The organism is Roseateles puraquae (assembly GCF_002205845.1).
GTDB classification, from domain to species: domain Bacteria; phylum Pseudomonadota; class Gammaproteobacteria; order Burkholderiales; family Burkholderiaceae_C; genus Pelomonas; species Pelomonas puraquae.
Window position 1 is genome coordinate 141,132 of record NZ_NISI01000007.1, and the last position, 25,966, is coordinate 167,097.

The window sequence follows — 25,966 nt, forward strand, 5'->3', positions numbered from 1 at the left end:
AATGGGGAGGGTGGAGCGTGTTCCTGGCGGATTGGCGGGAGCAGCAGGCGCCGGTGTGCGGGCAGGCGGGAACGCGAAGGGGCCACCGTTGAAGCGGGACTCGAAGTGGACGAGTACGACAGCAGGAGGCTGAAAGCAGAACTTTACGAACGACTGGTATGAGGTGCCGCAATGCGCATATGTGCGGTTAAGGAGGCATCACTCAGATGCGGCAAATGGATGTTGATCGTGGTTGTCGGCGCTCCGGCCTACGCTTAATCGTTCACGTACCGTGCGGATGTTGTGGCCGGCCAGCGAGTGCGCGGCTTACGCCATGTCGGGTTCCGCAGCAAGAATCCGTTTTTTGCTGGAAGGGACAGAAGCATTAGCACTCTGAGGAACACCACCAGCTGGGGGATCAGAAATCCCCTTAAATAACACCTTGAGGGAGGTCATCATGAAGCTACAGGCCTATCGGCTGCGGAACTACCGCCGACTGCGCGACGTTGTCATCGAGCTCGATGACGAGATTTCCATCTTTGTGGGCGCCAACAACAGCGGTAAGACGTCCGCCGTCCAAGGCCTGTACTCGATGCTCCGCGGAGACGTGAGGAAGTTCGAGCTCTTCGACTTCAGCGCGACGCTGTGGGCCGAGATCGATGCCATCGGCAGGACGCCTCCAGGCGATGAGGACGCGCCCAAGAGGTTGCCGTCCATCCTCTTGGATCTTTGGTTCCGCGTCGGTGAAGACGACTTGGCTACTGCGATGCCGCTACTGCCGAGCACGGAGTGGGACGGCAAGTGTGTCGGCATCCGGGTGGCGTTCGAGCCTCGGGATGCCCACGAGCTAGTCCGGAAGTTCCATGAACTGCATGAGAAGGCCAACAACGCGGCCATCGCGTTGATGGCCAGGCGCAGAGAACCCGGGGAGCCTGCCGTGAAGGCGGGTGCGGAAGATGCGGCTGCGGCGGTGGGCGATGCTAACGAGTACAAGCCTTGGCCAGAAAGTTTGACGAAGTACCTCACCAAGGAGCTGAGCAAGGAGTACACGTTCCGCTACTACGTGCTGGATGAGCGCGCGTTTGCCGGCTATCAGGCAAGGGAGGCCGACTACGAGCCGCTGCCCCTAGGTAAGGAGCCAGGCGGCGCGGCCATTCTCAAGTCGCTGGTGAGGGTGGATTTCCTGCGCGCGCAGCGGCACCTCGATGACCCGGATGCCGGCAGCTCTGATCGCGCCGAGAGCCTGTCGCGGCGCCTGAGCAGGTTCTATCACCGCAACCTTGAGAAGCGTGGCGATGACTATGCAGCTCTTAAAGCGCTCGATATCTCAGAGAAGGAGCTGAACTTCCACCTGGAGGAAGTCTTCAGTGACACCCTCAAGCGCCTGGCCAAGCTCGGGTACCCGGGCGTCAACAATCCCGAGATCGTGATTCGGGCGGCCTTGGATCCGACCACCGTCCTGGGACAGGACGCCAAGGTTCACTACGTGATCCCGGGCGCGGCTACCGCTCAACTGCCCGACAGCTACAACGGCCTAGGATTCAAGAACCTGGTCTACATGGTGGTTGAGCTGCTCGATCTGCACGAGCAGTGGAAAGCCGAGGAAGACAAGCGGGCGCCGCTGCATTTGGTCTTCATTGAAGAGCCTGAGGCACATCTGCACGCGCAGATCCAGCAGGTCTTCATCAGGAACGTTTTGCGCCTCATTGAGGATGCCAACGGCCACGCGACGTTTTTTCATACGCAGCTCGTCATCACCACGCATTCCCCACACATCCTTTATGAGCGCGGCTTCTCTCCCATTCGGTACTTCCGCCGCGTCAGCGACCAGCTGGACCATCACACGGACGTGCGCAATCTGTCGCTATTCAAGACGAGCGCGGCCGACGCTCCAGCGCGCGAATTCCTGCAGCGGTATCTAAAGCTGACGCATTGCGATCTCTTCTTTTCCGACGCGGTCATATTGGTGGAAGGCAACGTCGAGCGCTTGCTCTTACCAGCCATGATCGAGTCAGCGGCCAAGCGTCTGCGTTCTTCCGCCCTGACTATCCTAGAAGTCGGTGGCGCATTTGCGCATCGGTTCCAGGAACTGATCGCATTCGTTGGACTCACGACACTGGTCATCACGGATTTAGACAGCGTTACGGTCAAGACGGATGCTGAGAAGGCCGCCGCGCAAGGTGCAGGTGCTGAGGGCGCCGTCGACGGAGATGACGAGGACGACGACCTGAAGCCCTTTGAGCTCGAAGACGACGACGAAGCAGAACCTGGCGGAAAGAAGAAGTCCAAGAAGCGTGGCAGCACCTGCCATGCGCACGTGGAAGGTGCCGTCACGTCCAACCAAACCCTCATCAGCTGGATCCCGAAGAGGCGGTCGGTGGCGGAACTCTGGGAAGTTACTGCGGAGCAAAAGACGCTGTCGCTGGCCGAGGGTTCCAGCGCTGAGGTTCGGGTGGCCTATCAGACCAAGGTTTCGGTGACGGTGGGTGCGGCGACCTCGCAGCTCTGCGGCCGCACGCTTGAGGAGGCCTTTGGTCTTGAGAACGCCGACTGGTGCCAGGCAGAGGCCAACCGGGCGGTCGGCCTAAAGCTCAGGCGCGCGCCCAGCAGCCCCGAGGAACTGGCTGAGAAGTTGCACAACCGAGTGGTAGGCAAGAACTTCGACAAGACCCGCTTTGCGCTGGAGGTCCTAGCAAGTGGGCCGCTCAATAGCTGGAAGGTTCCTGCGTACATCGCCGAGGGCTTGGTCTGGCTCGAAGCCAAAGTGGCCCACGAGCTTGAGGCCGACGCGGCCATCGCCACGGAGGTCGCGACGATTGAGCCGACTGCAGCCGGTGTTGTCGCTGTCATTGCTGGCGAGGGGCAGACGGCATGAGCAGGCGAGTCGATAGCCCAGACACCGACGCCGATCGCGAGATTCACGCGTGCATTGCCGCGACGCCGCCGCAGCCCTTTGTTGTTCGTGCCGGCGCTGGTTCCGGCAAGACCACCTCCCTCATCAAGGCGCTGGACTGGGTGATGTCGGAGCGCGGCGCCAGCATGCGGGCGAAGAAACAGAAAGTCGCGTGCATCACGTATACCGATCTCGCCGCCAACGAAATCCTGGCGGACGTCAACGACGACCCGCTGGTCCATGTCTCGACCATCCATAGCTTCTACTGGGCCATTGCTAAGTCATTTCAGGCCGACATCAAGATTTGGCTTCAGAACGACATCCGCAGGCGGATCTCCGAACTGGCAGCAGAGTTTGAGAACTACGGCTCGCGTGTTCGGCAGACCACGCGCGACAGGAACAAGGCCGACCAGGAGCGCTATGCCCGAAGCCTGGAGGCTGTGGATAACGTCAAGACTTTCAACTACGGCGTGGGTAGTGACTACGCGAAGGGAATCCTCGGTCACGAGGACATCCTTCAGCTTGCCGACTTCCTGTTGCAAAACCGCCCGCTGTTCCGACGGGTCGTTGCGCTGAGCTACCCATTCGTGTTCATCGACGAGAGTCAGGACACGTTCCCGGGGGTGGTGAAGTCCTTCAAGGAAGTGGAGGCTCAGATGCGGGGCAGGTTCTGCCTCGGGTTTTTTGGCGACCCTATGCAGTCAATCTTCATGAGAGGTGCGGGGGACATCCCGCTCGAAGACCATTGGCGGGCCATCACGAAACCGGAGAACTTTCGCTGCGCCAAGCAGATTCTTGATGTCGCCAACGCCGTGCGCGCGCAGGGCGACGGCATGAAGCAAGTCCGCGGGCTGCACGAGAGGGTCGATGGGGACCTCAAGCCGGTGGAAGGCTCAGCCCGGATGTTTGTCCTGCCGAACACGCTGAACCGAACGGAGGCGCTGGCAAGAGTCCGGGCGTGGAACGCGGCGACGAACAACGACGAGGGTTGGACAACCCCAGACAACGCGGTCAAGATTCTTGTCATAGTGCACCGCATGGCCGCCAACCGGCTCGGATTCGGCGGCATCTACTCGGCGCTGAACGACAAGACGTCAGAGGCCATGAAGCAGGGGATGCAGGACGGCACCGGTTGGCCCGTTCGACCCTTCCTCAGTTTCGCGCTACCGCTCGTTGCAGCCGTGAACGCCGGCAACGAGTTCGCAGCAATGAACCTGCTCCGAGAGTTCAGCCCGCGCTTGGCGCCTAACGCTTTGCTCGGCCGCCGTGCCGCGGATGTGCTGCGAGAGTTGCATGCAGCCGTCGTGAGACTTGTCGCAATGCTGGATGAGGTAGGCACCACCGTTGGCGATATAGCTCTCCATCTCCGCGACGCTGGCCTATTCAAGTTCGACGAGCGCTATGTGCGTGTACTTGGGTTCGTTGGAGGCGTTGATGACGTTGCTCAGGAGGCTGAGACCGCCGATGCAACACCTACCGAAGGGCGATCATCGGATACGGCAATGCTTAGGTTTTTCGGGTGCGCTGCCCAAGAGCTTCGGCCCTATGAGCGCTATATCTCAGAAGGCTCTCCTTATGCCACACAGCACGGCGTGAAGGGCGCCCAGTTCGAGCGCGTCATCGTAGTAATGGACGAGGAGGAGAGCGACTACAGAACGTACAACTATGAGCGTGTCTTCGCCAGTGCTGAGGCCCGTGCGGCAGACCGCGCACGAGCGCAGGACGGTGATGAAAACACCTGGAGCCGAACGCTGCGCCTGCTTTACGTCTGCTGTACACGCGCCCAGCGTGGGCTGGTGCTGACTTTCTTTGTCGCCGACCCGGCGGCCATCTTGGAGAACGTCGTGGCAAGCGGGATCCTGCCGCGAAATGCACTCTTCACTCAGGAGGTGCTGCCTGCAGCGCTTTAGTGTGAGACCCAGCTGTTGCGGGCAGCGTGGCTGGTGTTGGAAGGACTGCCTCGGCGTTGTACGGCCGCTTCGGTCTCCCAATCCAAGTTGAACCGCATAGTCACGGAGGGTCTGTGAAACAGACTATTAGGGCAGTGACTCACCCAAAGGGTTGGGGCGGACTCGCCGACTGCGAGATCAGCGCAGACGGCAAGATCTATCGCGCGGTCACGCATGAAGACGGCGGGGCGGCCTTCCGGACTTTGAGATCAGCGGGGATGGAAAAATCTACCGATGTGTGTCTCATCCTTTGGGTTGGGGGCTTCCGGACTGTGAGGTCAGGGCTGACGGAAGATCTACCGAGCACTAACGCATCCTGATGGATGGGCTGGTCTTGCTGACTTTGAATTCAGGTGATGCCGTCCAGCCAGTCGATAGAGCCGACTCGCGTCGGAAGCCCGTGATGTCCCTCCTCTCCATCGGGAGGATGCCCTGGCTTGCTGCGGCCATCGGCGGCCTCTCATGTCGAGCATTGAACGGCAGCTTTATGGTGTTGAGTCCGGCTATTCGGCGGACCGCACCCGCTGCACAGCGGCAGTCCAGTCGACAAGGAAGCAGCAACGTGCCGGGAAGTCCTATCGAACGGCTGACGTGCACCGCTGGCCTCGCAGCGGCGCGCAGTTCAAAGCATTGACGCTCCGTGCCTGACCTGACTGTCGTGCTTTCGGCACCATCAATGCGCGCGAGCCGGCCGCCCCCACACTCACCCATGCGGCGCCCGCGACCGCAGCCCCCAGTCCCACAGCTTCTCGCTGGGCAGGGGCAGCACCATGAACCAGTGCTCCAGCAGGGCCAGGCTCAGCAGCATGGCGACGAAGCTGCAGGCCGTCACCTCAAAGGCGCCGAAGCTGCGGGCCACGGCGCCATGCCAGGCAGCTGCCGCGAGGCCGGTGACCGCGATCACGCTGACCGGGAACAGGCCGTTGCTGGGCCGCTGGCGGAAGTAGGTGTGCATGTAGCGCAGGTGCTCGGGCAGGAACTGCTCGTTGAGGTTGCGCACGCCGAGAAAGACGTTGAGCTTGGCGGACAGGCGCATCAGCCACAGCACGCCGAAGGTCCAGGTGGCGACCTGGTTGGGGCGGCCCCAGGTCAGGGCCAGCACGGCCGCACCCAGCACGATGAGCGCAAGCTCGTGATAGAGGATGGCCATGACCGCGTGACCCACGCGGCGCCAGCCGCGCGCTTCGGGCGGGCAGGCGCGCCGGCGTGGGCCGGTCACGTAGCCGAGCAGGAAGCCCACTTCCTGCCAGGCCCAGACCATCAGCGCCGCCGTGAAGGCGAGGTAGGCCCCGGTCACGCGGGTGTCGGAGGCCGTCACGGCCACACCCAGCAGCGAGATGCCCAGCAGCACGGTGGCCGCGCCCATCGTCCATTTGTGCGTGGCGCGCGGCAGGCCGTTCAAGTACAGGATCACGCCCGTGCTGAACCACCACAGCAGCAGTGTGTACAGGGCGGGCCAGCCGTGTTGCATGGCGCGGCGCTTCGCTGTTGATTACCAGCTGGGCGCGACGCGCATCTCGCGCGGCAGGTCGTGGTGCTTGACGGGCAGCAGGTACAGCCGCGCAAAGCACAGCGTGGCGCGCACCGCGCACACGCCCTGCTGCAGCTTGCCCAGCAGGCCGCCGCGGGCCTTGGCGCGGTCGTTCGCGGCGGCGATGGTGCACAACCGCGTCATGCCGGCGCGGAAGGCGGGGGCGTCGGTGTCCAGGCTCAGCGGGAAGACCTGGCGGGCGATCTCGGTCGTGATGTCAAACACCCGGTAGTCGTAGTCGGTCGGATCCATGCCGAGGGCTTCGCTGAGCCAGGGGCGGGTGTGGTCGCGCACGTACATGGTGGCGTAGACGGCCAGCAGGAAGAAGCGGATCCAGAGCTTGTTGCCGCCCTGCAGCAGGTGCGGCTGGGCGCGCATCATCAGCGCGAACGATTCGCCGTGGCGGAACTCGTCGTTGCACCAGCGCTCGAACCACTTGAAGATCGGGTGGAAGCGCTTCTCGGGGTGCTGCTCCAGCTGGCGGTAGATGCTGATGTAGCGGGCGTAGCCGATCTTTTCGGACAGATAGGTCGCGTAGAAGATGTACTTGGGCTTGAAGTAGGTGTAGGCCTTGGTGCGCTTCAAGCCGACCAGGTCGACCTGCAGGCCGAAGTCCTTCAGGGACTGGTTGATGAAGTTCGCATGCCGCGATTCATCGCGCGTGAGGTAGCGCATCAGCTGCTTGATGTCCGGGTTGCTGACGTTCTTGGCGATCTCGTTGTAGAGCACGCAGCCCGAGTATTCGCTGGTGAGGGAGCTGACGAGGAAGTCCTGGAAGTCGCGCCGTAGCTGGGGCGACCACGTGGCCGACAAGGCCGCCGCTTCGGCGGCGAACTCGGGCGTGCGGGTGAAGTGGTCGTGGTTGTTGTCACCCTCGTACTCGGCCATCATCGCGTCCCACTCGGCGCGGATGGGGCTCATGTCGAGCCGGTCCATTGCCGCGTAGTCGGTCTTGTAGAAGCGCGGGGTGAGCATGCTTTCCGTCTTGGCCAGACGGGCCGCGTCTTCCGGGGTCTGCAGTTCAGCGCTGAGCGACATGGTCGGCTCCTGGTGGGTGAGTGGGCAGCAGCCGCGCGAACACCGCGGCATTGGTCGGCCCGAAGGATTCGAGGTCGATGCGCCGGCCGGTGCCGGGGTCGACGAGGGTGAGGCGGCCATCGGCGCGGCCCAGCAGCTCGAACGGCTGCTCGGGGCCCAGGCCCTGGCGCTTGCGCTCGCGCACCAGGCCGCGCATGGCGCTGCGCAGGAAGCCGTTGGTGCCCGGGGCGATGGTGTCCAGCCGCGCGCCCGTGCGGGCGTCGCGCACCGCGATGCTGCCGTCAGCGCCGTCTTCAAAGCGCAGCTGCCGGCTGACGAGGGTGCTGGCGTCGAGCTGCTGCTGCGGGCTGGTGCCGCTCAGCCGCACCGCGCCCACGCCAATCACGCTGACGAGCACCAGCGCGCTCAGCGCCGACAGCGGCAGCGTGGGCAGCTTGCTGGTGAGAGGCGTGCTCATGGCTCAGGCGACCTGGGGAAGCGGGCGGGATGGGTTGCCGCCCGCCGGCGCACCCGCGGGCAGGGCCGGCGCGGTGGCCACGGCGCGCACCGGCAGGCTTTGCCGGGCGGCTTCGGCCTGCTGCAGGGCCTGGGCGAGCTGGGCGGCGACGGCGGGCGCATCGGCCAGCGCGCGCAGCATGGGCTCGGTGCGCTTGAGCCGCCAGGGGCGGGCATGCGGCCAGAGGTGCAGGTAGGCGATGCGATCGCTGCCCGCCAGGCTCAGCACGATGTCGCCACCGCGCCCCCGCGGCCGCCAGCTGGCCGCGGCGATCTGCGCGAACGGCAGGTTGAAGGTGATGCTCAGCACGATGCCCACGCGCATCACGATGCGGCGGTTGGTGAGGGTGTAGACGGTGGTGCGCGCCATCAGCCACGCGATGGTGGCCAGCAGGCCGCAGGCCAGCGCGATCAGCGGCAGCATGCCGGCCAGCTGCATCAGCGTCTGGCTGGCGGTGGCGCCATCGGCCCAGCTGGTGTAGCCGCGCCAGGCCAGCAGCAGCGCGAAGTAGCCCGCCACCACGTCCAGATGCAGGGCCTGGCGGGCCAGCAGGCGCGCGTCCGGGCTGCCTTGCCAGAGCTGCACCTCGCCGTCGGGCAGGGCCTCGGGCAGGCCGCGCGCCGCCTCGAACTCGTGCTCGTGCGCCGGGGCCAGCACGTTCACGAGGTTGGGCACGGCCCTCACAGCAGCGGCTCCTGACGCTGTGGCGTGGCGTAGAGCGTGCCGGCGCCGTAGTAGGCCATGATCTTTTCTTCTTCCAGCAGCGTCACCTGCTCGGCCAGCTTCGTCGCCGGCACCTTGGCGAACTGGTGGCCGAGGATGGACTTCACGCGCACGGCGCGCTGCTGCACGCGGGCGAAGTTCATCGGCAGCAGCACGCGGCCGGCAGCGGGCACTTCGAGCTCCAGGTAGCGGAACAGCATCTCCGAGCGGTCCACCCACAGGTCCACCACGCGGCCGCCTTCCACACCGTCATCGCCCAGCACGGGCAGGCCGCGCGGGTCGACGTCCTGGTGCGCGACGCCGAAGTCGGGCGCGGCCCGCAGCGGCACGATCTTGGGCAGGCCTTCGTAGGTCATGTCGGCCACGTCGGCACGGTCGGCCCAGCTGCCGGGGCCCACGCCCGCGAGCAGCGGGTCGCCGGTGGGCTCCAGCGGAGCGCCGCGCCACACGCCTTCATGCAGTGGCGGCTGGTTGTCGCGGCGGTCGTTGGGCGCCTGCACGGTGTCGCCATTGGCGAGGCGGAAGGTCTTGGGCTCGGGCACGGCCGGCCAGCCCTGCACGGCGATCGCGCGGGAGCGGTCCGACTCCAGCGGGTAGCCCTCGCGCTTGTTCTCGCGGTGCAGGTAGACGATGAGCCCTGCGAAAAAGATCCAGAACGCATAGAGCACGAGCTGGGCGACGTCGATATAGCCCGTGATGGCACCGGTTTGCATGGAGGCCTCCTAGCCTGGAAACTCGGCCAGCCCGAAGCGCTGGCGTGACGAAAGCGGTGTGCCGCGAGTGCGCACCAGGGGACCGATGGCGATCAGCGTGCCGAACAGCAGCGCGATCTCCAGGTGATAGACGACGCTGTAGGCCACCTGCGGCTCGGACATGGCCGAGCCCAGCCAGCCGTGCGCGGCCAGGGCCTCGAAGCCGTCGCGCAGCGTGCCGCCCAGCGCCACGGCCAGGCCGCCGGCCGTGGCCTGCATGGCGCCCCAGGCGCCCAGGGCCAGGCCCGCGCCGCCAGCGCTCTCCAACCCCATGGCCACCACCAGCGTGCTGACCGCGAACAGGCCGCCGCCCAGGCCGATGAGCAGGTTGCCGGCGCGGAAGAGCCAGCCCGAATCGAGCGGCGCCGCGAAGATGACGGCGGAGAACGCGACGATGCCGATCAACAGGCCCAGGGCCGCGAGCCGGTGGGCGTCGAAGCCGCGCTGCAGCAGCCGCGCCGCGATCGCGAACGCGATGACCGAGCCGAGCGCCATGCCGGCGGTGAGCAGGCTGGTGGCCGCCACCGGCAGCTTCAGGATGGCGCCGCCATAGGGCTCCAGCACGATGTCCTGCATGTTGAAGGCCGCCGTGCCCAGGGCCACGGCCACCAGGAAGCGGCGCGTGTGGGGCTGCGCGGCGAAGCGCTGCCAGACCTCGCGGAAGGGCGGCCGCGCCGCATCCGCCTCGGCCCGCACCACGGTGCCGCGGGCCTCCTGCTTCCACAGCGCCAGCGTGTTGAGCACCATGGTCGTGAGGGCCGCACCTTGCACCACGGCCACCAGCCGCGTCGGGCTGAAGCTCTGCAGCACGAGGCTGAACACGGCGCTGGCCATCACCATGCCGAGCAGCAGCATGACGTACATCAGCGCCACCACGCGGGGGCGGGTGTCGGGCCGGGCCTGGTCGGTGGCCAAGGCAAGGCCGGCGGTCTGCGTGGTCTGCATGCCGGCGCCCACCAGGATGAAGGCCAGCGCCGCGCCCAGTTGCCCGGCGATCACGCCGCCCGGCTGAGCACTGGCTTCGGCGCCCGGCTGCAGCAGGATCAGCGCGAAAGGCATGATGGACAGCCCGCCGAACTGCAGCAGCGAGCCAAACCACAGATAGGGTACGCGGCGCCAGCCCAGGGCCGACAGATGCGTGTCGGAGCGGTGGCCCACCAGCGCGCGGAAGGGGGCGGCCAGCAGCGGCAGGGCCACCATCAGCGACACCGCCCAGGCGGCCACACCCAGCTCGACGATCATCACCCGGTTCAAGGTGCCCACCAGCAGTGCGTAGGCCATGCCCACCGACACCTGGAAGAGCGCCAGCCGCAGCAGGCGCGACATCGGCAGCTCGGTGGTGGCGACGTCGGCGAACGGCAGGAACTGCAGGCCCAGGCGCGACCACTTCAGCGCCAGGCGCTGGTTGAGCTGGCGGGGCGACAGGGGCTTCATGGCCGCACCAGCTCCAGGGCCTGCGAGGTGTAGAAGCCGCCGGACACGCGCTGGCTGCGGCGCACGTCCCAGTCGAGCAGCCGCGGGTGGGCGTCGATCAGCCGATACAGCCGCTGCTCGGCCACCGGCACGATGGACGGCGAGCGGTTGCCCCGCGGGAAGAGCTTGCCCACGGCCTTCATCAGCTGCAGCGCGGGGTTGCTCGGCGCGAACGTGAACACCACCGAATGCCGCGTGCGGGCCGCCAGCTCGGCGAGCACACCCACGGCATCGGCCGGCTCGTAGTGGATGAGGGAGTCCATGCCCACCACGTGGTCGAAGCGGCCGAGCGCCGGGTCCAGCATGTCACCCGCGCGGAACTCGATGCTGCCGCCGCTGTCGAAGCGCGGCATGCGCTCGCGGGCGAGGTCGACCAGCGTGGGTGACAGGTCGATGGCGAGCACCTCGGCGCCGCGCCGCGCTGCCTCAACCGCCAGCGCCCCGGTGCCGCAGCCGGCATCCAGCACCCGGCGGCCACGCAGGTCACCGGGCAGCCAGGACAGCAGCGTGTCGCGCATGCGGTCGCGCCCGGCCCGCACGCTGGCCCGCACCCGCCCAACCGGCGCGTCCGACGTGAGCCGCGCCCAGGCGTCGGCGGCGGTGCGGTCGAAATAGGTTTCGATTTCGCCGCGGCGTTCGAGATAGGCACTCATGACGTCACCTCGACGTGTGCAAGGGTGTTTGCGGGCCGTGCGCCGGGCCGCTCCCAAGCCGGCCCGCCAAGGGCGATGTGCTTGCCGGTCGAGCCGGCAAGCGTCGCCGTCCCCTCGGGGGACCGACGGGGCACGCCTGCGTGCAGCAGGGCGGGACCAGGCGAGGGGCACGTGCTCATCAGTCGAAGCCCAGCAGGTCGAAGAGGTCGCGGTCCTTCATCGGCACCGCTTCGAAGGGCTCGCTGCCCAGCCACATCGAGGCCGCGAGCCGCAGGTACTCCTGCTGCACCTTCTCCAGTTCGGGCGAGGCCTCCATCTCGAAGAGCGTGGACTTCTTCAAGCGGCTGCGGCGGATGACGTCCAGGTCGGGAAAGTGCGCCGCGAGCTTCAGGCCGATGCGTTCGTTGTACTTGTCGATCTGGTCGGTGGCGGCGCTGCGGTTGGCGATGACCCCACCCAGCCGCACCTTGTAGTTCTTCGCCTTGGCGCCAATGGCCTGCACGATGCGGTTCATCGCGAAGATGGAATCGAAGTCATTGGCCGTGACGATCATGGCCCGGTCGGCGTGCTGCAAGGGTGCGGCAAAGCCGCCGCAGACCACGTCGCCGAGCACGTCGAAGATGACCACGTCGGTGTCTTCGAGCAGGTGGTGCTCCTTGAGCAGCTTGACCGTCTGGCCCACCACGTAGCCGCCGCAGCCCGTGCCGGCCGGCGGGCCGCCGGCTTCCACGCACATGACGCCGTTGTAGCCCTCGTAGACGAAGTCCTCCACGCGCAGCTCCTCGGCATGGAAGTCCACGGTCTCCAGCACGTCGATGACGGTGGGCAGCATGCGCTTGGTCAGCGTGAAGGTGGAGTCATGCTTGGGATCGCAGCCGATCTGCAGCACGCGCTTGCCCAGCTTGGAGAAGGCCGCCGACAGGTTGCTGGACGTGGTGCTCTTGCCGATGCCGCCCTTGCCGTAGATGGCGAAGCACTTGGCCGTGCCGATCTGGACGGTCGGGTCCATCTGCACCTGCACGCTGCCGGCGCCGTCGGGCCGCCGACCGCCGAGTTCGGCGAGGGGGATGGCGGTGGTGGTGGTCATGCAGCGGCCTTTTCGTTGGGGGTGGGATGGGCCCGGGCGGGGCCGCTGTCGACGACGCCTTCGAGGCGGTCTTCCAGCTCGTCGCCCGCCTGGCGCAGCGCCTGCAGCGTGGCAGCGTCGGGTTGCCAGAAGTCGCGGTCGACGGCTTCCAGCAGGCGATGGGCGACACGCGTGGACGCGGTCGGGTTGAGCTGGGCCAGGCGCTCGCGCATGGCCGGGTCGAGGATGAAGGTGGCGCTGAGCTGCTCGTACACCCAGGGCGCCACCTGGCCCGTGGTGGCCGACCAGCCCAGCGTGTTGGTGACATGCACCTCGATCTGGCGCACGCCTTCGTAGCCGTGTTCCAGCATGGCTTCGAACCACTTGGGGTTGAGCATGCGGGTGCGGGTCTCCAGCGCGACCTGCTCGCTCAGGGTGCGCACGGTGCCGCCGCCCAGGCCGTCGCGGGTCTGGTCGCCGATGTAGACCGGCGCCATCTCCGCGGCGGCGCCTTGCTTGGCGACCTTGGCACGCTTGATGGCGCGGCTCACGCCGCCGAGGGTGTCGAAGTAGGTGTCGACGGTCGTGATGCCCAGCTCCACCGAGTCGAGGTTCTGGTAGGCCAGCTGCACGTCGGAGAGCACGCTTTGCAGCAGTGCGGCCTGCTGCACCGGCCGGCCCGCGCGGCCGTAGGCGAAGCCCTTGCGGCGGCTGTAGGTCTCGGCGAGTTCATCGCCGTCTTGCCAGCGGCTGTTGTCGACGAGGCTGTTGATGTTGGCGCCATACGCGCCTTCGGCATTGCCGAACACGCGCAGCGATGCGGTCTCCAGGTCGCCGCCGTGCAGGGCCTGGTAGGCCAGCGCATGCTTGCGGATGAAGTTCTGCTCGGGTGCTTCGTCGGCCGACGCGGCCAGGTAGGCGGCCTCGGCCAGCAGCTTGATCTGCAACGGCAGCAGGTCGCGGAAGATGCCCGACAGTGTGATGACCACGTCAATGCGCGGCCGGCCCAGTTCGGCCAGCGGCAGCAGCTCAGCGCCCGCCAGGCGGCCATAGCTGTCAAAGCGCGGCCGCGCGCCCATCAGCGCCAGGGCCTGGGCGATGGGGCCGCCTTCGCTCTTCAGGTTGTCGGTGCCCCACAGCACCATGGCGATGGATTCGGGCAGGGGCGCACCGCCGGCCATGTGGCGGTCCAGCAGCCGCTGGGCTTGGCGGGCGCCGTCCTTCACGGCGTAGGCGCTGGGCAGGCGGAAGGGGTCGAAGCCATGCAGGTTGCGGCCGGTGGGCAGGATGGCGGGCGTGCGCAGCAGGTCGCCACCGGGTGCGGGGCGCAGGAAGCGGCCGTCGAGGGCGCGCAGGATGCCGTCGATCTCACGGTCCTCGGCCATCAGCCGGTCCATGTCGGCCAGGCGCTGCAGCAGGGCCAGGTCTTCGAGGTCGTCATCGGTCGGCAGGCCTTCAGCCACCAGGCGCTCGATGACGGCACGGTCGGGCTTGACGCCTTCCGAGGCCTCGGCGAAGGACATCAGCAGGTCCACCCGCTCGGCGGCCGTCGGCGCCTGGCCCACGACATGCAGGCCGTAAGGGATGAGGGTGTACTCCAGCTCCAGCATGGCGTTGCCGAGCTGCGCGATGGCGGCTTCGGCATCGGCCCAGGGCGGCTCGATGGGGGCGAGGTCCAGCGTGGCCGCCTGCGCCTGGATCATGGGCACGAGTTCATCCCGCTCGGCTTGGGCCTCGGGCTCCAGGCCGCGGTAGCGTTCCAGCAGTTCCTTCAGCTCGACCAGGCCCTTGTACAGGCCGGCTTCGGCGACCGGCGGCGTCATGTAGCTGATGAGGGTGGCGGCGGCGCGGCGCTTGGCGATGCTGCCCTCCGACGGGTTGTTGGCCGCGTAGAGGTAGAGGTTGGGCAGGTCGCCGATCAGGCGATCGGGCCAGCAGCGGGCCGACATGCCGGCCTGCTTGCCGGGCATGAACTCCAGCGCGCCATGGGTGCCGAAGTGCAGCACCGCATGGGCCGCGAAGTCTTCGCGCAGCCAGCGGTAGAAGGCCGAGAAGGCGTGCGTGGGAGCAAAGCCTTGCTCGAACAGCAGGCGCATCGGGTCGCCCTCGTAGCCGAAGGCCGGCTGGATGCCGACGAACACGTTGCCGAAGCGCTCGCCGAGGATCTGGATGTGGCTGCCGTCGGTCTGCTGCTTGCCGGGGCAGGGGCCCCATTGGGCCTCGATCTCCTTGAGGTGCTTCTCGCGCCGCAGGTGATCGTGCGCCGGGATGCGGTGGTGCACATTGGCCAGCGCGCCGTAGCGCTCGGCGTTGCCGCGGATGATGCGCTCGCGCAGGTCGTCCACCGAGGCGGGCAGGTCCACCGTGTAGCCCTCGCGCGCCATCGATGCCAGCGTGTTGTAGAGCGACTCGAACACCGACAGGAAAGCGGCCGTGCCGGTGGCGCCCGCATTGGGCGGGAAGTTGAAGATGACGGCCGCTACGCGACGCTCGGCGCGTTCGCTGCGGCGCAGGTCGACCAGCTTGCCGACACGGGCGGCCAGGGCGTCGGCCCGCTCGATGCAGCTGTGCATGTCGTGCGAATCGACCACGTTCTCGAAGCGGCAGGCATGGCTGCAGCCGGTGCAGGCGATCTGCGTACCGTTGGCGCGGCCCCCGAACACCATGGCGCCGGTGGCACCGTCCAGCTCGGGAATGGCCACCATGATGGTGGACTCCACCGGCAGCAGGCCGCGCGGCGAGCCGCCCCATTGGTCGAGCGTCTGGAACTCCACCGGGTGCACGGCGAGGTAGGGCACGTCCAGCGCCGCGAGAACGTCTTCGGCAGCGCGCGCATCGTTGTAGGCCGGGCCCCCGACGAGGGAGAAGCCGGTCAGCGACACCAGCGCGTCAATGCGCGGCCGGCCGGTGGCGTCCTGGAAGTAGGCGGCGATCGCGGGGCGCTGGTCCAGCCCGGTGGCGAACGCCGGGATCACGCGCAGCCCGCGCGCTTCCAACGCGGTGATGACGCCGTTGTAGTGATCGGCATTGCCCGCCAGCACGTAGGAGCGCATCAGCAGCAGGCCGACCGTGCCGCGGCTGCCGGTGGTGGCGACCTTGGGCAGGGCGTCGAGTGTGGTGGCCATCAGGCCGGTCGCGGCCGGGTGGTTCATCTGCGGGTGGTAGAGACCCACCTCGGGGTACTCGACCGGTTGCTCGGGCCGGGCGCTCGCGCGCAAGGCCTGGCGCGGGCCGTCGGCGTAGCGCTCGACCAGCAGCTTGACCATGTTGACGATGTTCTCCTGCGAGCCCGCGAGCCAGTACTGCAGCGTCAGGAAGTAGGCCCGCACGTCTTGCGCCGTGCCGGGGATGAAGCGCAGGATCTTGGGCAGCATGCGCAGCGTCTTCATCTGCTGCGCGCCGGCGCTGCCGCCAGGCTTGGCCTTGCCGCGCAGGCGCTTGAGCAGGCCCATTGCCCCGGTGGCCGGGGCGCTCATGTCGAAGCGGCCCATGCGGGTCAGCTGGGTGACGTCGGCGGCCGACATCGCGCAGACCATGGCATCGCAATGCGGGCGCCGCGCCTGCAGGTCGGGCAGCACGGGCAGGAAGTGGTCTTCCAGGAAGAGCATGGACGCGATGACGATGTGGGCCGAGGCGATGTCGGCCTTGCAGCACGCCAGCGCCTGCGGGTGGTCACCCCATTCGGCGGCGGCGTGCACCGTCAGGCGCAGGCCAGGCAGGCTGCGCGCCAGCACGGCGTTGGCACGCTCGGCCGCACTGGCCAGGTGGCTGTCCATGGTCACGATGACCACGTTCATCGCCGGCACGGCAGGGCTACTTGCTGAAGTGCGCTTTGGCGTCATAGAGCGTCTCCAGCGTGATGAGGGGCAGGGCCCGGCTCATCGCATAGGCCTCGGTGTTGCGCCGGGCCTTGGCGCGCACGAAGAACGGGATCTTGCGCAACTCCTGCTCGGCGTCGGGCGCCCAGCTGGCCGGCTGGGCCACCGTCTCGGCAGGTATTGCGATGGGCGCCGAAGGCGGCAGGGCGGCTGGCGTGGCGCTGCGGCCCAGATGCGACGGCGCGGCGTCCTCATGGAACTCGAAGTCGCCGCGGAACATGCCGAGCAGGTGTTCTTCCAGGCCCATCATCAGCGGATGCACCCAGGTGTCGAAGAGCACATTGGCACCCTCGAAGCCCATCTGCGGCGCATAGCGCGCCGGGAAGTCCTGCACATGCACGGGGGCCGAGATCACCGCGCAGGGCAAGCCCAGGCGCTTGGCGATGTGGCGTTCCATCTGCGTGCCCAGCACCAGCTCGGGTGCGGCGGCGGTGATGGCGGCTTCGACGTCGAGGTAGTCGTCGGTGATCAGGGCTTCGACGCCGTAGCCCGCTGCCGCTGCGCGCAGCTCACGGCCGAACTCGCGGCTGTAGCTGCCGAGGCCCACGACCTGGAAGCCGAACTCCTCGGCGGCCACCCGCGCGGCGGCGATGGCGTGGCTGGCGTCGCCGAACACGAACACGCGCTTGCCGGTCAGGTAGTTGGCGTCGACCGATTGCGCGTACCAGGTGGAGTGCGAGTCGGCGGCGGCGGCGCTGATGTCTGGTGCGATACCGGCGAGCGCGCTGACCTCGGCGATGAACTCGCGCGTCGCCTTGACGCCGATGGGCACCGTCTTGGTGGCGGGCTGGCCCAGCGTGCGGCTCAGCCAGGTGGCGGCCGTCTGGGCGATCTCGGGGTAGAGCACGACATTGAAGTCGGCATCGGTCAGGCGGGCCAGGTCGGCCGGCGTGGCGCCCATCGGGGCGACGACATTGATCTCGATGCCCAGGCGGGTCAGCAGCTGGGTGATCTCGCGCACATCGTCGCGGTGCCGAAAGCCCAGGGCCGTGGGGCCGAGCAGGTTGCAGCGCGGCGCGGGGCCTTTCACGCGCGGCGTGGCGGGCTTGACGACGAGGCTGCGCACCAGCTGGTAGAAGGTTTCGGCCGCGCCCCAGTTCTCCTTGCGCTGATAGGCGGGCAGCTCCAGCGGGATCACCGGCACCGGCAGGTTCAGCGCCGCGGCGAGCCCGCCCGGGTCGTCCTGGATGAGCTCAGCCGTGCAGGAGGCGCCCACCAGCAGGGCCTGCGGCTGGAAGCGCGCATGCGCATCACGGGCAGCGTCCTTGAAGAGCTGGGCGGTGTCGCCGCCGAGGTCGCGCGCCTGGAAGGTGGTGTAGGTCACCGGCGGGCGCTCGCCGCGCCGCTCGATCATCGTGAACAGCAAGTCGGCATAGGTGTCGCCCTGGGGCGCGTGCAGCACGTAGTGCACGCCGCGCATCGCGGTGGCGACCCGCATCGCGCCGACGTGGGGCGGGCCTTCGTAGGTCCAGAGGGTGAGTTGCATGCCGTGCTCGGATTCAGGCCGCCAGCAGCTGGCGACGATGCAGCGGCCGGGTGAACAGGCCGGCGAGGTCGGCTGCCTGCTCGAAGCCCTGGATGGGGGTGAAGACCAGCTCGATGGACCACTTCGTCGTCATGCCTTCAGCCTCCAGCGGATTGGCCAGGCCCAGGCCGCAGACGACCAGATCGGGCCGGGCGGCGCGGCAGCGGTCGAGTTGCTTTTCCACGTCCTGCCCCTCGGACAGTGCGGTGCCGGCGGGCAGCCAGGCCAGCTCTTCGGCCAGGTGCTGCCGGTGCAGATAGGGGGTGCCCACCTCGACCAGTTCCATGCCGAGTTCGCGGGCCAGGAAGCGCGCCAGCGGCAGTTCGAGCTGGGAGTCGGGGAAGAAGAACACGCGCCGGCCGGCGAGCGCCGCGCGGTGCGGGGCCAGTGCCTGCTCTGCCCGTTGGCGGGCCGGTGCGATGGCGCGTGAGACCACGTCGGGCGCGAGGCCGAGTGCGGCGCCGGCCGCTTGCAGCCAGGCCGCGCTGCCTTCCGCGCCGAGCGGGAAGGGCGCCGGGATGCGCTGGGCGCCGCGGGCCTCCAGTGCGCGCGCGGTGTCGCCGAGGAAGGGCTGGGCCAGCAGCAGCCGGGTGTTGGGGCCGACGGCGGGCAGGGCCGTGCTGCGGCGCGACGGGAAGAAGGCGAAGCGCTTCACGCCCATGGCGGTCAGCAGCCGGCTGAACTGGTCTTCCACCACGTCGGCCAGCGTGCCGACGATGAGCAGTTCCGGTTCAGCGGGGGCCGGCGCGGCAGGGAGTTCAGGCGCCAGGGCCGCCAGGCAGGCGTCTTCGCCTTGGGTGAAGGTGGTCTCGATGCCGCTGCCCGAGTAGTTCAGCACCCGCACCTGCGGGTTGAAGCGCTGGTTGAGGCGCGCGGCCGCGCGGGACAGGTCGAGCTTGATGACTTCCGACGGGCAGGAGCCCACCAGGAAGAGCAGCCGGATATCCGGCCGGCGCTCCAGCAGGCGCTGTACCACGCGGTCGAGTTCGTCCTGCGCGTCGGCGAGGCCGGCGAGGTCGCGTTCGTCAAGGATGGCCGTTGCGAAGCGCGGCTCGGCAAAGATCATCACGCCGGCCGCCGACTGCACCAGGTGGGCGCAGGTGCGCGAGCCCACCACCAGGAAGAAGGCGTCCTGCATCTTGCGGTGCAGCCAGATGATGCCCGTCAGCCCGCAGAAGACCTCGCGCTGGCCACGCTCGCGCAGCACCGGGGCGTCGCTGCAGCCACTGTCGGTGTGGATGGGGATGACCGGGCTCATGTCGAGGCCCCCTGCAGCCGGGCGGCGCGCAGCTTCAGGATGAACTGCACCGCGTTGATCACATACGCGGCGTAGGCAGCCAGGGCCAGCAGCATCTGCTCCCGCGCGCTGAGCCAGCCGTAGAACCAGGCGGCCACGTAGGCGGTGTGCAGGGCCAGCACGAGCATGCTGAACACGTCTTCCCAGAAGAAGGCCGGCGCGAACAGCCAGCGGTCGAACACCACCTTTTCCCAGATGCAGCCGGTGACCATGATGGTGTAGAGCGTCAGCGTCTTCACCAGGACCGAAACCGCCGCGGCCTGCTCGCCTTCGCCGGTGGCCAGGTAGCGCAGCACCAAGGCCAGGCTGGCGAGGAAAACGAAGAACTGCAGCGGCGCCAGCAGGCCCTGCACCAGCGTCCAGCGCGTGGCGTCGCGCCGCGCGCGCTGCTGGGGCGTGTACAGCGGCGGGCGGGCCGCCGGGGCAGGGCGCGGCCTCAGGGGGGCGGTCGAGGCAGCGGGATGCAACATGTCGGCGAGCCTAGGCCCGGGTTTGACCGATGTCAATCCAGATTGACGTAATGAAAAATGTACACGTCAGGCGGTTCAGGTAAATACAGCTTGACGCAGGCAGCCCGGGGGCAGACAGTGCAAGCACGCGGTCTGTCAACGCAAGCTGACTGAGCATGTCGTGCACCACAAGAACTCAGATCAGTCGTACCCCAACGGTTTGCAGTAGCGATTTCTGACGCTGCCCAGCGCCGAGGCCCGGAGCCGATGCCTCCACGGCCTCACAAGGAACCTTTGCTGCCAATCCACCCCGAGGAGACAGCGGTGGCTGGATGGACTTTCAATCGTCAGGCAAAAGGTCAGGCAAAAAACAAGCAGCCCGCCGAGCAGCGTCGCACGGCGGCGGATGGGCCCGACCGGGCTCGATCCCCAGAGCCTTTCACGATGGACGACATGCTGGCGGGCGCCAACTCGTCCCGGTTGGTCAGCTCGCAGCAGGCGCAGTTGTCACGCGTGGTCGAGCTCGAGATCATTCCTCGGCTGATGCTGCTGCACCGCCTGCCTCACATGCCTTGCGCGCCCCTGCCGCAGGTGCAGATCACGGCGGAGCAGGTGCAGGCCTTGACCGAGCTGGCGGCCGACGGCACGCCGGAGGCCACAATCGCCTTCGTGCGCCAGGTGTTGGACGACGGCGCCACGCAGGAGCAGGTCTTCCTGGACTTGCTGGCGGCAAGCGCTCGGCTGATGGGCGAGTGGTGGGAGCAGGACGTCTACAGCTTCTCCCAGGTGACGATCGGCTTGTGGCGTTTGCAGCGGGTGCTGCACGAGTTTTCCGAGCCGCTTCGCGCGTCAGTTCGCCGTGATGGCGACAGTCGGCGCGTCCTGCTGGCCGCAGTACCCGGCTCCCAGCACACCTTCGGCATTGCGCTGGTGGCGGAGTTCTTCAGCCGCGCGGGCTGGGAAGTCGCCTGCGAGCCGCGGCTGGGCTGGGCTGAACTCGCGGCCCTGGCGCGGCGTGACTGGTTCGACGTTGTCGGCCTGTCGGTGTCTGCCAGTGACAGCGTCGCCGAGGTAGCGTCTGGTATTCTTGACATTCGAAGAGCTTCGGGAAATCCGGGGCTTTTTGTCATGGTCGGTGGCCCGATGGCGGGTGTGATGCCGGACCTTGCACGGCGCTGCGGCGCCGATGCCATGGCCGGTGATGCGCCTTCGGCAGTCGACGCCGCCAATGCCAGCCTTCGCCGGAGTGTCAAGACCGCCTGACGTCAGCAGGCTGAAAGTCCTCCCGGCTACACCGACCCACCTCACGACCCTCGGTGGCCCCATGGCCGCCTTCGCAACTCAGGGAGTTCGATGCACACCCCCGGCACCGCGGCCGCTACGCAGCGTTTTGAAGCTCCGGAACTCCACTTTTCGGACCTCAGTGCCGAGGTGCTGGCCGGTGTGGTGGCCGCCGCGACCGATCTGGCGTTGGTGGTCGACGCCCAGGGCGTGATCCGTGACGTGTCGCTCGGCGCTGCCCATGCGGCGGAACTGGCTGAGCTGCGTCAATGGATCGGTCGCCGCTGGATCGAGACGGTGACCATCGAGAACCGCGGCAAGGTCACGGCCATGCTGTCCCAGAGCAGTGCGCCGGTGGCTGGCGGGCGGCATGAGCGTCAGGTCACGCATGCGCTGGCCGGTGGCGTGGACCTGCCGGTCAGCTACAGCGTCGTGCCGCTGACGGGTCAGGGCGGCGTGCTCGCGCTCGGGCGCGACCTGCGCGAGGTGGCGGCGGTGCAGAAGCGCCTGGTGGACGCCCAGCAGTCCATGGAGCGTGACTATCTGCGCCTGCGCCACACCGAGGCCCGCTACCGCTTGCTCTTCGAAGCCGTGGCAGAAGCCGTCCTGGTGCTGGACGCCAATTCCCTGGTCGTGCTGGAGCACAACGCCGCCGCCGGTCGCCTGATGGGTGACGCCACGCGCCGCATGGTCGGCCGCAGCGTGCTGGAGTTGCTGGCGCCGGCCAGCCATGCCGAAGTGCAAGCCCAGTTCGCCCAGGCCCGCAGCGCCGGCCGCAGCGACGACCTCACGGTGCGGCTGGCCGCCGGCGGTGCGGACGTGCGCCTGGGCGCGTCGGCCTTCCGGCAGGACAGCACCACGCTGCTGCTGGTGCGCGCCAGCGCCCCGGGCGCCCTGGCGGCCAACCCGCTGCCGGCGGCGGACAGCCCGCCGCTGGCCGACGTGGTCAACGCCTTGCCGGATGCCTTTGTGCTGACCGACATGCAAGGCCGCATCCTGAGCGCCAACCAGGCGTTCAGCGACATGCTCCAGCTCGCCCCCGGCGACGCGGTGCAGGGTCAGCCGCTGGAGCGCTGGCTCGGGCGCACGGCGGTCGATGTGAACGTGTTGATCAGCAGCCTGCGCCAGCACGGGGTGGTCAAGCTGTTTCCCACCACCCTGCGCAGCGGGCTGGGCGAGCCGAGCGCGGTGGAGGTGTCGGCCGTGGCCGTGCCGGACGGCCCGCAGGCCTGCCTGGGCTTTGCCATCCGTGACGTGGCCCGCCGGCTGCCCGCCGACGGTCGCACACCCGGCCAGCTGCCGCGCTCGGTGGAGCAGCTCACGGGCCTTGTGGGCCGCCTGCCGCTGAAGGACATCGTCGGCGAGACCACCGACCTGATCGAGCGCCTGTGCATCGAAGCCGCGCTGCAGCTCACGCGCGATCACCGGGCCTCGGCCGCCGAGATGCTGGGCCTCTCGCGGCAGAGCCTGTATGTGAAGCTGCGGCGCTACGGCATCCTGGGCGACAACGCGCCCGAAGAAACATCTGGCGCCGACTGACGCCGCTCGATGTAAATCTAGATTGACATTCCCTTGCGGCGGCCCAGAATAGGCCGCATGCAGCGCCCCGCTCTTTCGGCCGTCGCCGAACTGCTCAAGCCCATCACCTGGTTTCCGCCGATGTGGGCTTTCGGCTGCGGGGTGGTCGCGTCGGGCTTGCCGGCCGACGGGCGTTGGCCTGTCATCGTGGCCGGCGTCTTGCTGGCCGGGCCCTTCGTGTGCGCCACCAGCCAGGCGGTCAACGATTGGTTCGATCGCCATGTCGACGCCATCAACGAACCGCAGCGGCCCATTCCCTCCGGCCGCATGCCGGGCCACTGGGGTCTGTACATCGCGGTGATCTGGACGGCCCTGTCGCTGCTGCTGGCCTGGCAGCTCGGCGTGGTGGGTTTCCTGGCGGGTGTGCTCGGCCTGCTGCTGGCCTGGGCCTACAGCGCGCCACCGCTGCGCCTGAAGCGCAACGGCTGGTGGGGCAATGCCGCCTGCGGCCTGTGCTACGAGGGCCTGGCCTGGATCACGGGCGCGGCCGTCATGGCCATGGGGCAGTGGCCCGACGGCCGGTCGCTTGCGCTGGCGCTGCTCTACAGCCTGGGCGCCCACGGCATCATGACGCTCAACGATTTCAAGTCCATCCCGGGCGACCAGCAGATGGGCATCCGCTCGTTGCCCGTGATGCTCGGGGCGCCGCGCGCTGCGCAGGTGGCCAGCGCCGTGATGGCCTTGCCGCAGGTGGTCGTCATCGCGCTGCTCGCGTCCTGGGGGCAGGGCGGCCATGCGCTGGCGGTGGCTGGCCTGCTGGCGGTGCAGTTGCTGATGATGCGCCGCTTCATCGCCCAGCCGATCCAGCGCGCGCTCTGGTACAGCGGTGCAGGCGTGCCGCTGTATGTGTCGGGCATGCTGGTCAGCGCGTTTGCGCTGCGAGGAGTGATGGCATGAGCAGACCCATGGGATGGCTGGGCGTGGTGCGCCTGGGCCTGGTGCAGTCGGCACTCGGCGCCATCGTCGTGTTGACCACCTCGACGCTGAACCGCGTGATGGTGGTCGAGATGGCGCTGCCGGCGCTGCTGCCGGGCCTGTTGCTGGGTTGGCACTACGTGGTGCAGGTGGCCCGGCCGCGCATGGGCCATGGTGCCGACCAGGGCCGGCGCTGCACGCCGTGGATCCTGGGCGGCATGGCGACGCTGGCGGCCGGTGGCTGGCTGGCCGCGCTGGCCACCGTGCTGATGGGTGCGCATCTGGTTGCGGGCGTGGCGTTGGCGCTGCTCGCCTATGGCCTGATCGGCCTGGGCGTGGCCGCCAGCGGCACCTCGCTGCTGACGCTGCTGGCCAAGCGCGTCGCGCCCGAGCGGCGTGCTGCTGCGGCCACCACGGTGTGGATCTTGATGATCGTCGGCTTCGTCATCACGGCCAAGGTCTCGGGCAGCCTGCTCGACCCCTTCTCGCCGCAGCGCCTGCTGGCCGTGGCCGGTGGCGTGGCGCTGGCGGCGGTGCTGGTGGCCGCCGTCGCTTTGTTCCGCCTCGAAGGACAGGGCACGGCGCAGGGCGAAGCGGCCGTGGCGCAGCTGCCCTTCGGCGAGGCCTTGCGCGCGGTGTGGGCCGAGCCGCGGGCGCGGCGCTTCACGATTTTCGTCTTCGTCTCCATGCTGGCCTACAGCATGCAAGACCTCATCCTGGAGCCCTTCGCCGGCCTCGTCTTCGGTCTCACGCCGGGGGCGACGACGCAGCTCTCCGGCACCCAGCATGGCGGCGCCCTGGTGGGCATGCTGCTGGCCGCGGGCGCCGGCAGCCGCTGGGCCGGCGGGCGATGGGGGAGCCTGCGGCGCTGGACCGTCTGGGGCTGTGTGGCCTCGGGCCTCGCGCTGTCGGGCCTGGTCATGGCGGGCCTGGTCGGGCCGGGCTGGCCGCTGGCGCCGAATGTGTTCCTGCTCGGCCTCGCCACCGGTGCGTTCTCCATTGCCGCTATCGGCTCGATGATGGGCCTGGCGGGCGCGGGTGGCGCCAACCAGGAGGGTGTCCGCATGGGCCTGTGGGGCGCGGCACAGGCCCAGGCCTTTGCGCTGGGCGGCATCGTGGGCACGGCGGCCAGTGACCTGGCCCGCTGGCTGCTGGCCAGCCCGGGCCCGGCCTATGCGCTGGTCTTCGTGGCCAATGCGGCCTTGTTCCTGGTCGCGGCCCGCCTGGCTGCGCGCGTCGATGCGCCCGCCCCGGCGCCGCAACCCAGCCACCTCGGCCAGCTCAGGAGAGCGCCATGACGACCCGCGCCACCGTCGACTTTGATGCCGTCGTCATCGGCGGCGGCCCGGCGGGTTCGACGGCAGCCGATGACCTGGCGCGTGCCGGTCACCGCGTGCTGCTGCTGGATCGCGCCGGCCGCATCAAGCCCTGCGGCGGTGCCATCCCGCCACGCCTGATCCAGGACTTCGCCATTCCCGACGAGATGCTGGTGGCGCGCGCCACGGCGGCGCGCATGATCTCGCCGCAGGCCGTGGAGGTGGACATCCCGATCCAAGGCGGCTTCGTCGGCATGGTCGACCGCGAGCACTTCGACGAATGGCTGCGCGAGCGTGCGGCGTCCCACGGCGCCGAGCGCCGCGTGGGCAGCTTCGAGCGCCTGAGCCGTGACGACGACGGCATCAGCGTTGTGCACTTCAGCACCGACACCGGCGCTGACAGCGTGCGCACCCGGGCCGTCATCGGGGCCGACGGTGCGCGCTCGCAGGTGGCGCAGCAGGCTGTGCCCGGTGCCGACAAGGGCCGCTTCGTGTTCGCGTACCACGAGATCATTGCCGTGCCTGAAGCCTTGCCCGAAGGCTATGCAGCCAGCCGCTGCGAGGTGCACTACCGGGGCAGCCTGTCGCCTGACTTCTATGGCTGGGTCTTCCCGCACGGCGCCAGCGTCAGCGTGGGCACGGGCAGCGCCGACAAGGGCTTCTCGCTGCGCCGTGGCGTGATGCAGTTGCGTGCGGCTGCGGGCCTCGCCCATGCGCGCACCTTGCGCCGTGAAGGCGCCCCCATCCCGATGAAGCCCCTGCCGCGCTGGGACAACGGCCGTGACGTGGTGCTGGCGGGTGACGCCGCCGGGGTGGTCGCCCCGGCGTCGGGCGAAGGCATCTACTACGCCATGCTGGGCGGGCGCCTGGCGGCCGAGGCGGTGGCCGACATGCTGCGCAGCGGCAAGCCCCAGGCCCTGGCCAGCGCGCGCAAGCGCTTCATGCGTGAGCACGGTCGGGTGTTCTGGGTGCTCGGTGTCATGCAGCACTTCTGGTATTCGAGCGACAAGCGCCGCGAGCGCTTCGTCAGCATGTGCCGCGACCGTGATGTGCAGCAGCTGACCTTCGACGCCTACATGCACAAGCGCCTGGTGCGCGCGCGGCCCATGGCCCATGTGCGCATCTTCTTCAAGGACATGGCGCACCTGCTCGGGTTGGCCCGTGTCTGAGGCTT

Annotated in this window: 19 protein-coding genes; 7 read left to right on the forward strand and 12 right to left on the reverse strand. The window is 68.3% G+C overall.

What is annotated here, in order from left to right; all coding sequences use genetic code 11:
* The first annotated feature begins 436 nt into the window (after positions 1 to 436).
* Together CDO81_RS17910 and CDO81_RS17915 are read left to right on the forward strand one after the other, a co-directional pair.
* Entirely contained in the window at positions 437 to 2,854 is a 2,418-nt protein-coding gene (locus CDO81_RS17910) for an AAA family ATPase (protein ID WP_088484777.1), read from the forward strand.
* Complete coding sequence (locus CDO81_RS17915) at positions 2,851 to 4,782, forward strand: UvrD-helicase domain-containing protein (protein ID WP_088484596.1); 1,932 nt, start codon at positions 2,851 to 2,853, stop codon at positions 4,780 to 4,782. Before CDO81_RS17910 ends, CDO81_RS17915 begins: the two co-directional genes overlap by 4 nt.
* A 742-nt stretch (positions 4,783 to 5,524) precedes the next feature.
* Here the strand turns inward: CDO81_RS17915 and puhE are convergent.
* The 12 genes from puhE to bchF form a co-directional block, all read right to left on the reverse strand.
* A complete protein-coding gene (gene puhE / locus CDO81_RS17920) occupies positions 5,525 to 6,292 on the reverse strand; it encodes a putative photosynthetic complex assembly protein PuhE (protein ID WP_088484597.1) in 768 nt (255 codons plus the stop codon).
* A gap of 21 nt (positions 6,293 to 6,313) precedes the next feature.
* Positions 6,314 to 7,390, reverse strand: coding sequence for a magnesium-protoporphyrin IX monomethyl ester (oxidative) cyclase (gene acsF, locus CDO81_RS17925; protein ID WP_088484598.1), 1,077 nt, complete (start codon positions 7,388 to 7,390; stop codon positions 6,314 to 6,316).
* The gene (puhC, locus tag CDO81_RS17930) at positions 7,374 to 7,847 is read right to left on the reverse strand and encodes a photosynthetic complex assembly protein PuhC (RefSeq protein ID WP_088484599.1); all 474 of its coding nucleotides are present in this window, start codon (positions 7,845 to 7,847) and stop codon (positions 7,374 to 7,376) included. Before puhC ends, acsF begins: the two co-directional genes overlap by 17 nt.
* Positions 7,848 to 7,850: 3 nt before the next feature.
* The gene (gene puhB, locus CDO81_RS17935) at positions 7,851 to 8,570 is read right to left on the reverse strand and encodes a photosynthetic complex putative assembly protein PuhB (RefSeq protein ID WP_241517053.1); all 720 of its coding nucleotides are present in this window, start codon (positions 8,568 to 8,570) and stop codon (positions 7,851 to 7,853) included.
* Complete coding sequence (gene puhA / locus CDO81_RS17940; protein WP_088484600.1) at positions 8,567 to 9,322, reverse strand: photosynthetic reaction center subunit H; 756 nt, start codon at positions 9,320 to 9,322, stop codon at positions 8,567 to 8,569. The genes puhB and puhA overlap by 4 nt, the downstream gene beginning before the upstream one ends.
* A 9-nt stretch (positions 9,323 to 9,331) precedes the next feature.
* Positions 9,332 to 10,795, reverse strand: coding sequence for an MFS transporter (locus tag CDO81_RS17945; RefSeq protein ID WP_088484601.1), 1,464 nt, complete (start codon positions 10,793 to 10,795; stop codon positions 9,332 to 9,334).
* Positions 10,792 to 11,487: a magnesium protoporphyrin IX methyltransferase gene (gene bchM, locus CDO81_RS17950; RefSeq protein WP_088484602.1), complete on the reverse strand. Its 696-nt coding sequence runs from the start codon at positions 11,485 to 11,487 to the stop codon at positions 10,792 to 10,794. The genes CDO81_RS17945 and bchM overlap by 4 nt, the downstream gene beginning before the upstream one ends.
* 178 nt (positions 11,488 to 11,665) lie before the next feature.
* On the reverse strand, positions 11,666 to 12,574 hold the full coding sequence (bchL, locus tag CDO81_RS17955; protein ID WP_088484603.1) for a ferredoxin:protochlorophyllide reductase (ATP-dependent) iron-sulfur ATP-binding protein: 909 nt from the start codon (positions 12,572 to 12,574) through the stop codon (positions 11,666 to 11,668).
* Positions 12,571 to 16,395: a magnesium chelatase subunit H gene (locus tag CDO81_RS17960; protein ID WP_088484604.1), complete on the reverse strand. Its 3,825-nt coding sequence runs from the start codon at positions 16,393 to 16,395 to the stop codon at positions 12,571 to 12,573. The genes bchL and CDO81_RS17960 overlap by 4 nt, the downstream gene beginning before the upstream one ends.
* Positions 16,367 to 17,917 (reverse strand): ferredoxin:protochlorophyllide reductase (ATP-dependent) subunit B, encoded by a 1,551-nt coding sequence (gene bchB, locus CDO81_RS17965; protein ID WP_088484605.1) that lies wholly within the window; start codon positions 17,915 to 17,917, stop codon positions 16,367 to 16,369. Before bchB ends, CDO81_RS17960 begins: the two co-directional genes overlap by 29 nt.
* Before the next feature lie 13 nt (positions 17,918 to 17,930).
* Positions 17,931 to 19,214: a ferredoxin:protochlorophyllide reductase (ATP-dependent) subunit N gene (locus tag CDO81_RS17970; RefSeq protein WP_088484606.1), complete on the reverse strand. Its 1,284-nt coding sequence runs from the start codon at positions 19,212 to 19,214 to the stop codon at positions 17,931 to 17,933.
* Positions 19,211 to 19,723: a 2-vinyl bacteriochlorophyllide hydratase gene (gene bchF, locus CDO81_RS17975; RefSeq protein ID WP_088484607.1), complete on the reverse strand. Its 513-nt coding sequence runs from the start codon at positions 19,721 to 19,723 to the stop codon at positions 19,211 to 19,213. The genes CDO81_RS17970 and bchF overlap by 4 nt, the downstream gene beginning before the upstream one ends.
* A 423-nt stretch (positions 19,724 to 20,146) precedes the next feature.
* Between bchF and CDO81_RS17980 the strand changes: the two genes are divergently transcribed.
* From CDO81_RS17980 to CDO81_RS18000, 5 genes are all read left to right on the forward strand, one after another.
* Positions 20,147 to 20,965, forward strand: coding sequence for a cobalamin B12-binding domain-containing protein (locus CDO81_RS17980; RefSeq protein WP_158218339.1), 819 nt, complete (start codon positions 20,147 to 20,149; stop codon positions 20,963 to 20,965).
* Positions 20,966 to 21,055: 90 nt separating this feature from the next.
* Positions 21,056 to 22,522: a transcriptional regulator PpsR gene (ppsR, locus tag CDO81_RS17985; protein ID WP_088484609.1), complete on the forward strand. Its 1,467-nt coding sequence runs from the start codon at positions 21,056 to 21,058 to the stop codon at positions 22,520 to 22,522.
* A gap of 57 nt (positions 22,523 to 22,579) precedes the next feature.
* The gene (chlG, locus tag CDO81_RS17990; protein WP_088484610.1) at positions 22,580 to 23,458 is read left to right on the forward strand and encodes a chlorophyll synthase ChlG; all 879 of its coding nucleotides are present in this window, start codon (positions 22,580 to 22,582) and stop codon (positions 23,456 to 23,458) included.
* Entirely contained in the window at positions 23,455 to 24,774 is a 1,320-nt protein-coding gene (locus tag CDO81_RS17995) for a BCD family MFS transporter (protein ID WP_088484611.1), read from the forward strand. Before chlG ends, CDO81_RS17995 begins: the two co-directional genes overlap by 4 nt.
* Positions 24,771 to 25,961 (forward strand): geranylgeranyl diphosphate reductase, encoded by a 1,191-nt coding sequence (locus CDO81_RS18000; RefSeq protein ID WP_088484612.1) that lies wholly within the window; start codon positions 24,771 to 24,773, stop codon positions 25,959 to 25,961. The genes CDO81_RS17995 and CDO81_RS18000 overlap by 4 nt, the downstream gene beginning before the upstream one ends.
* Positions 25,962 to 25,966: the final 5 nt, after the last annotated feature.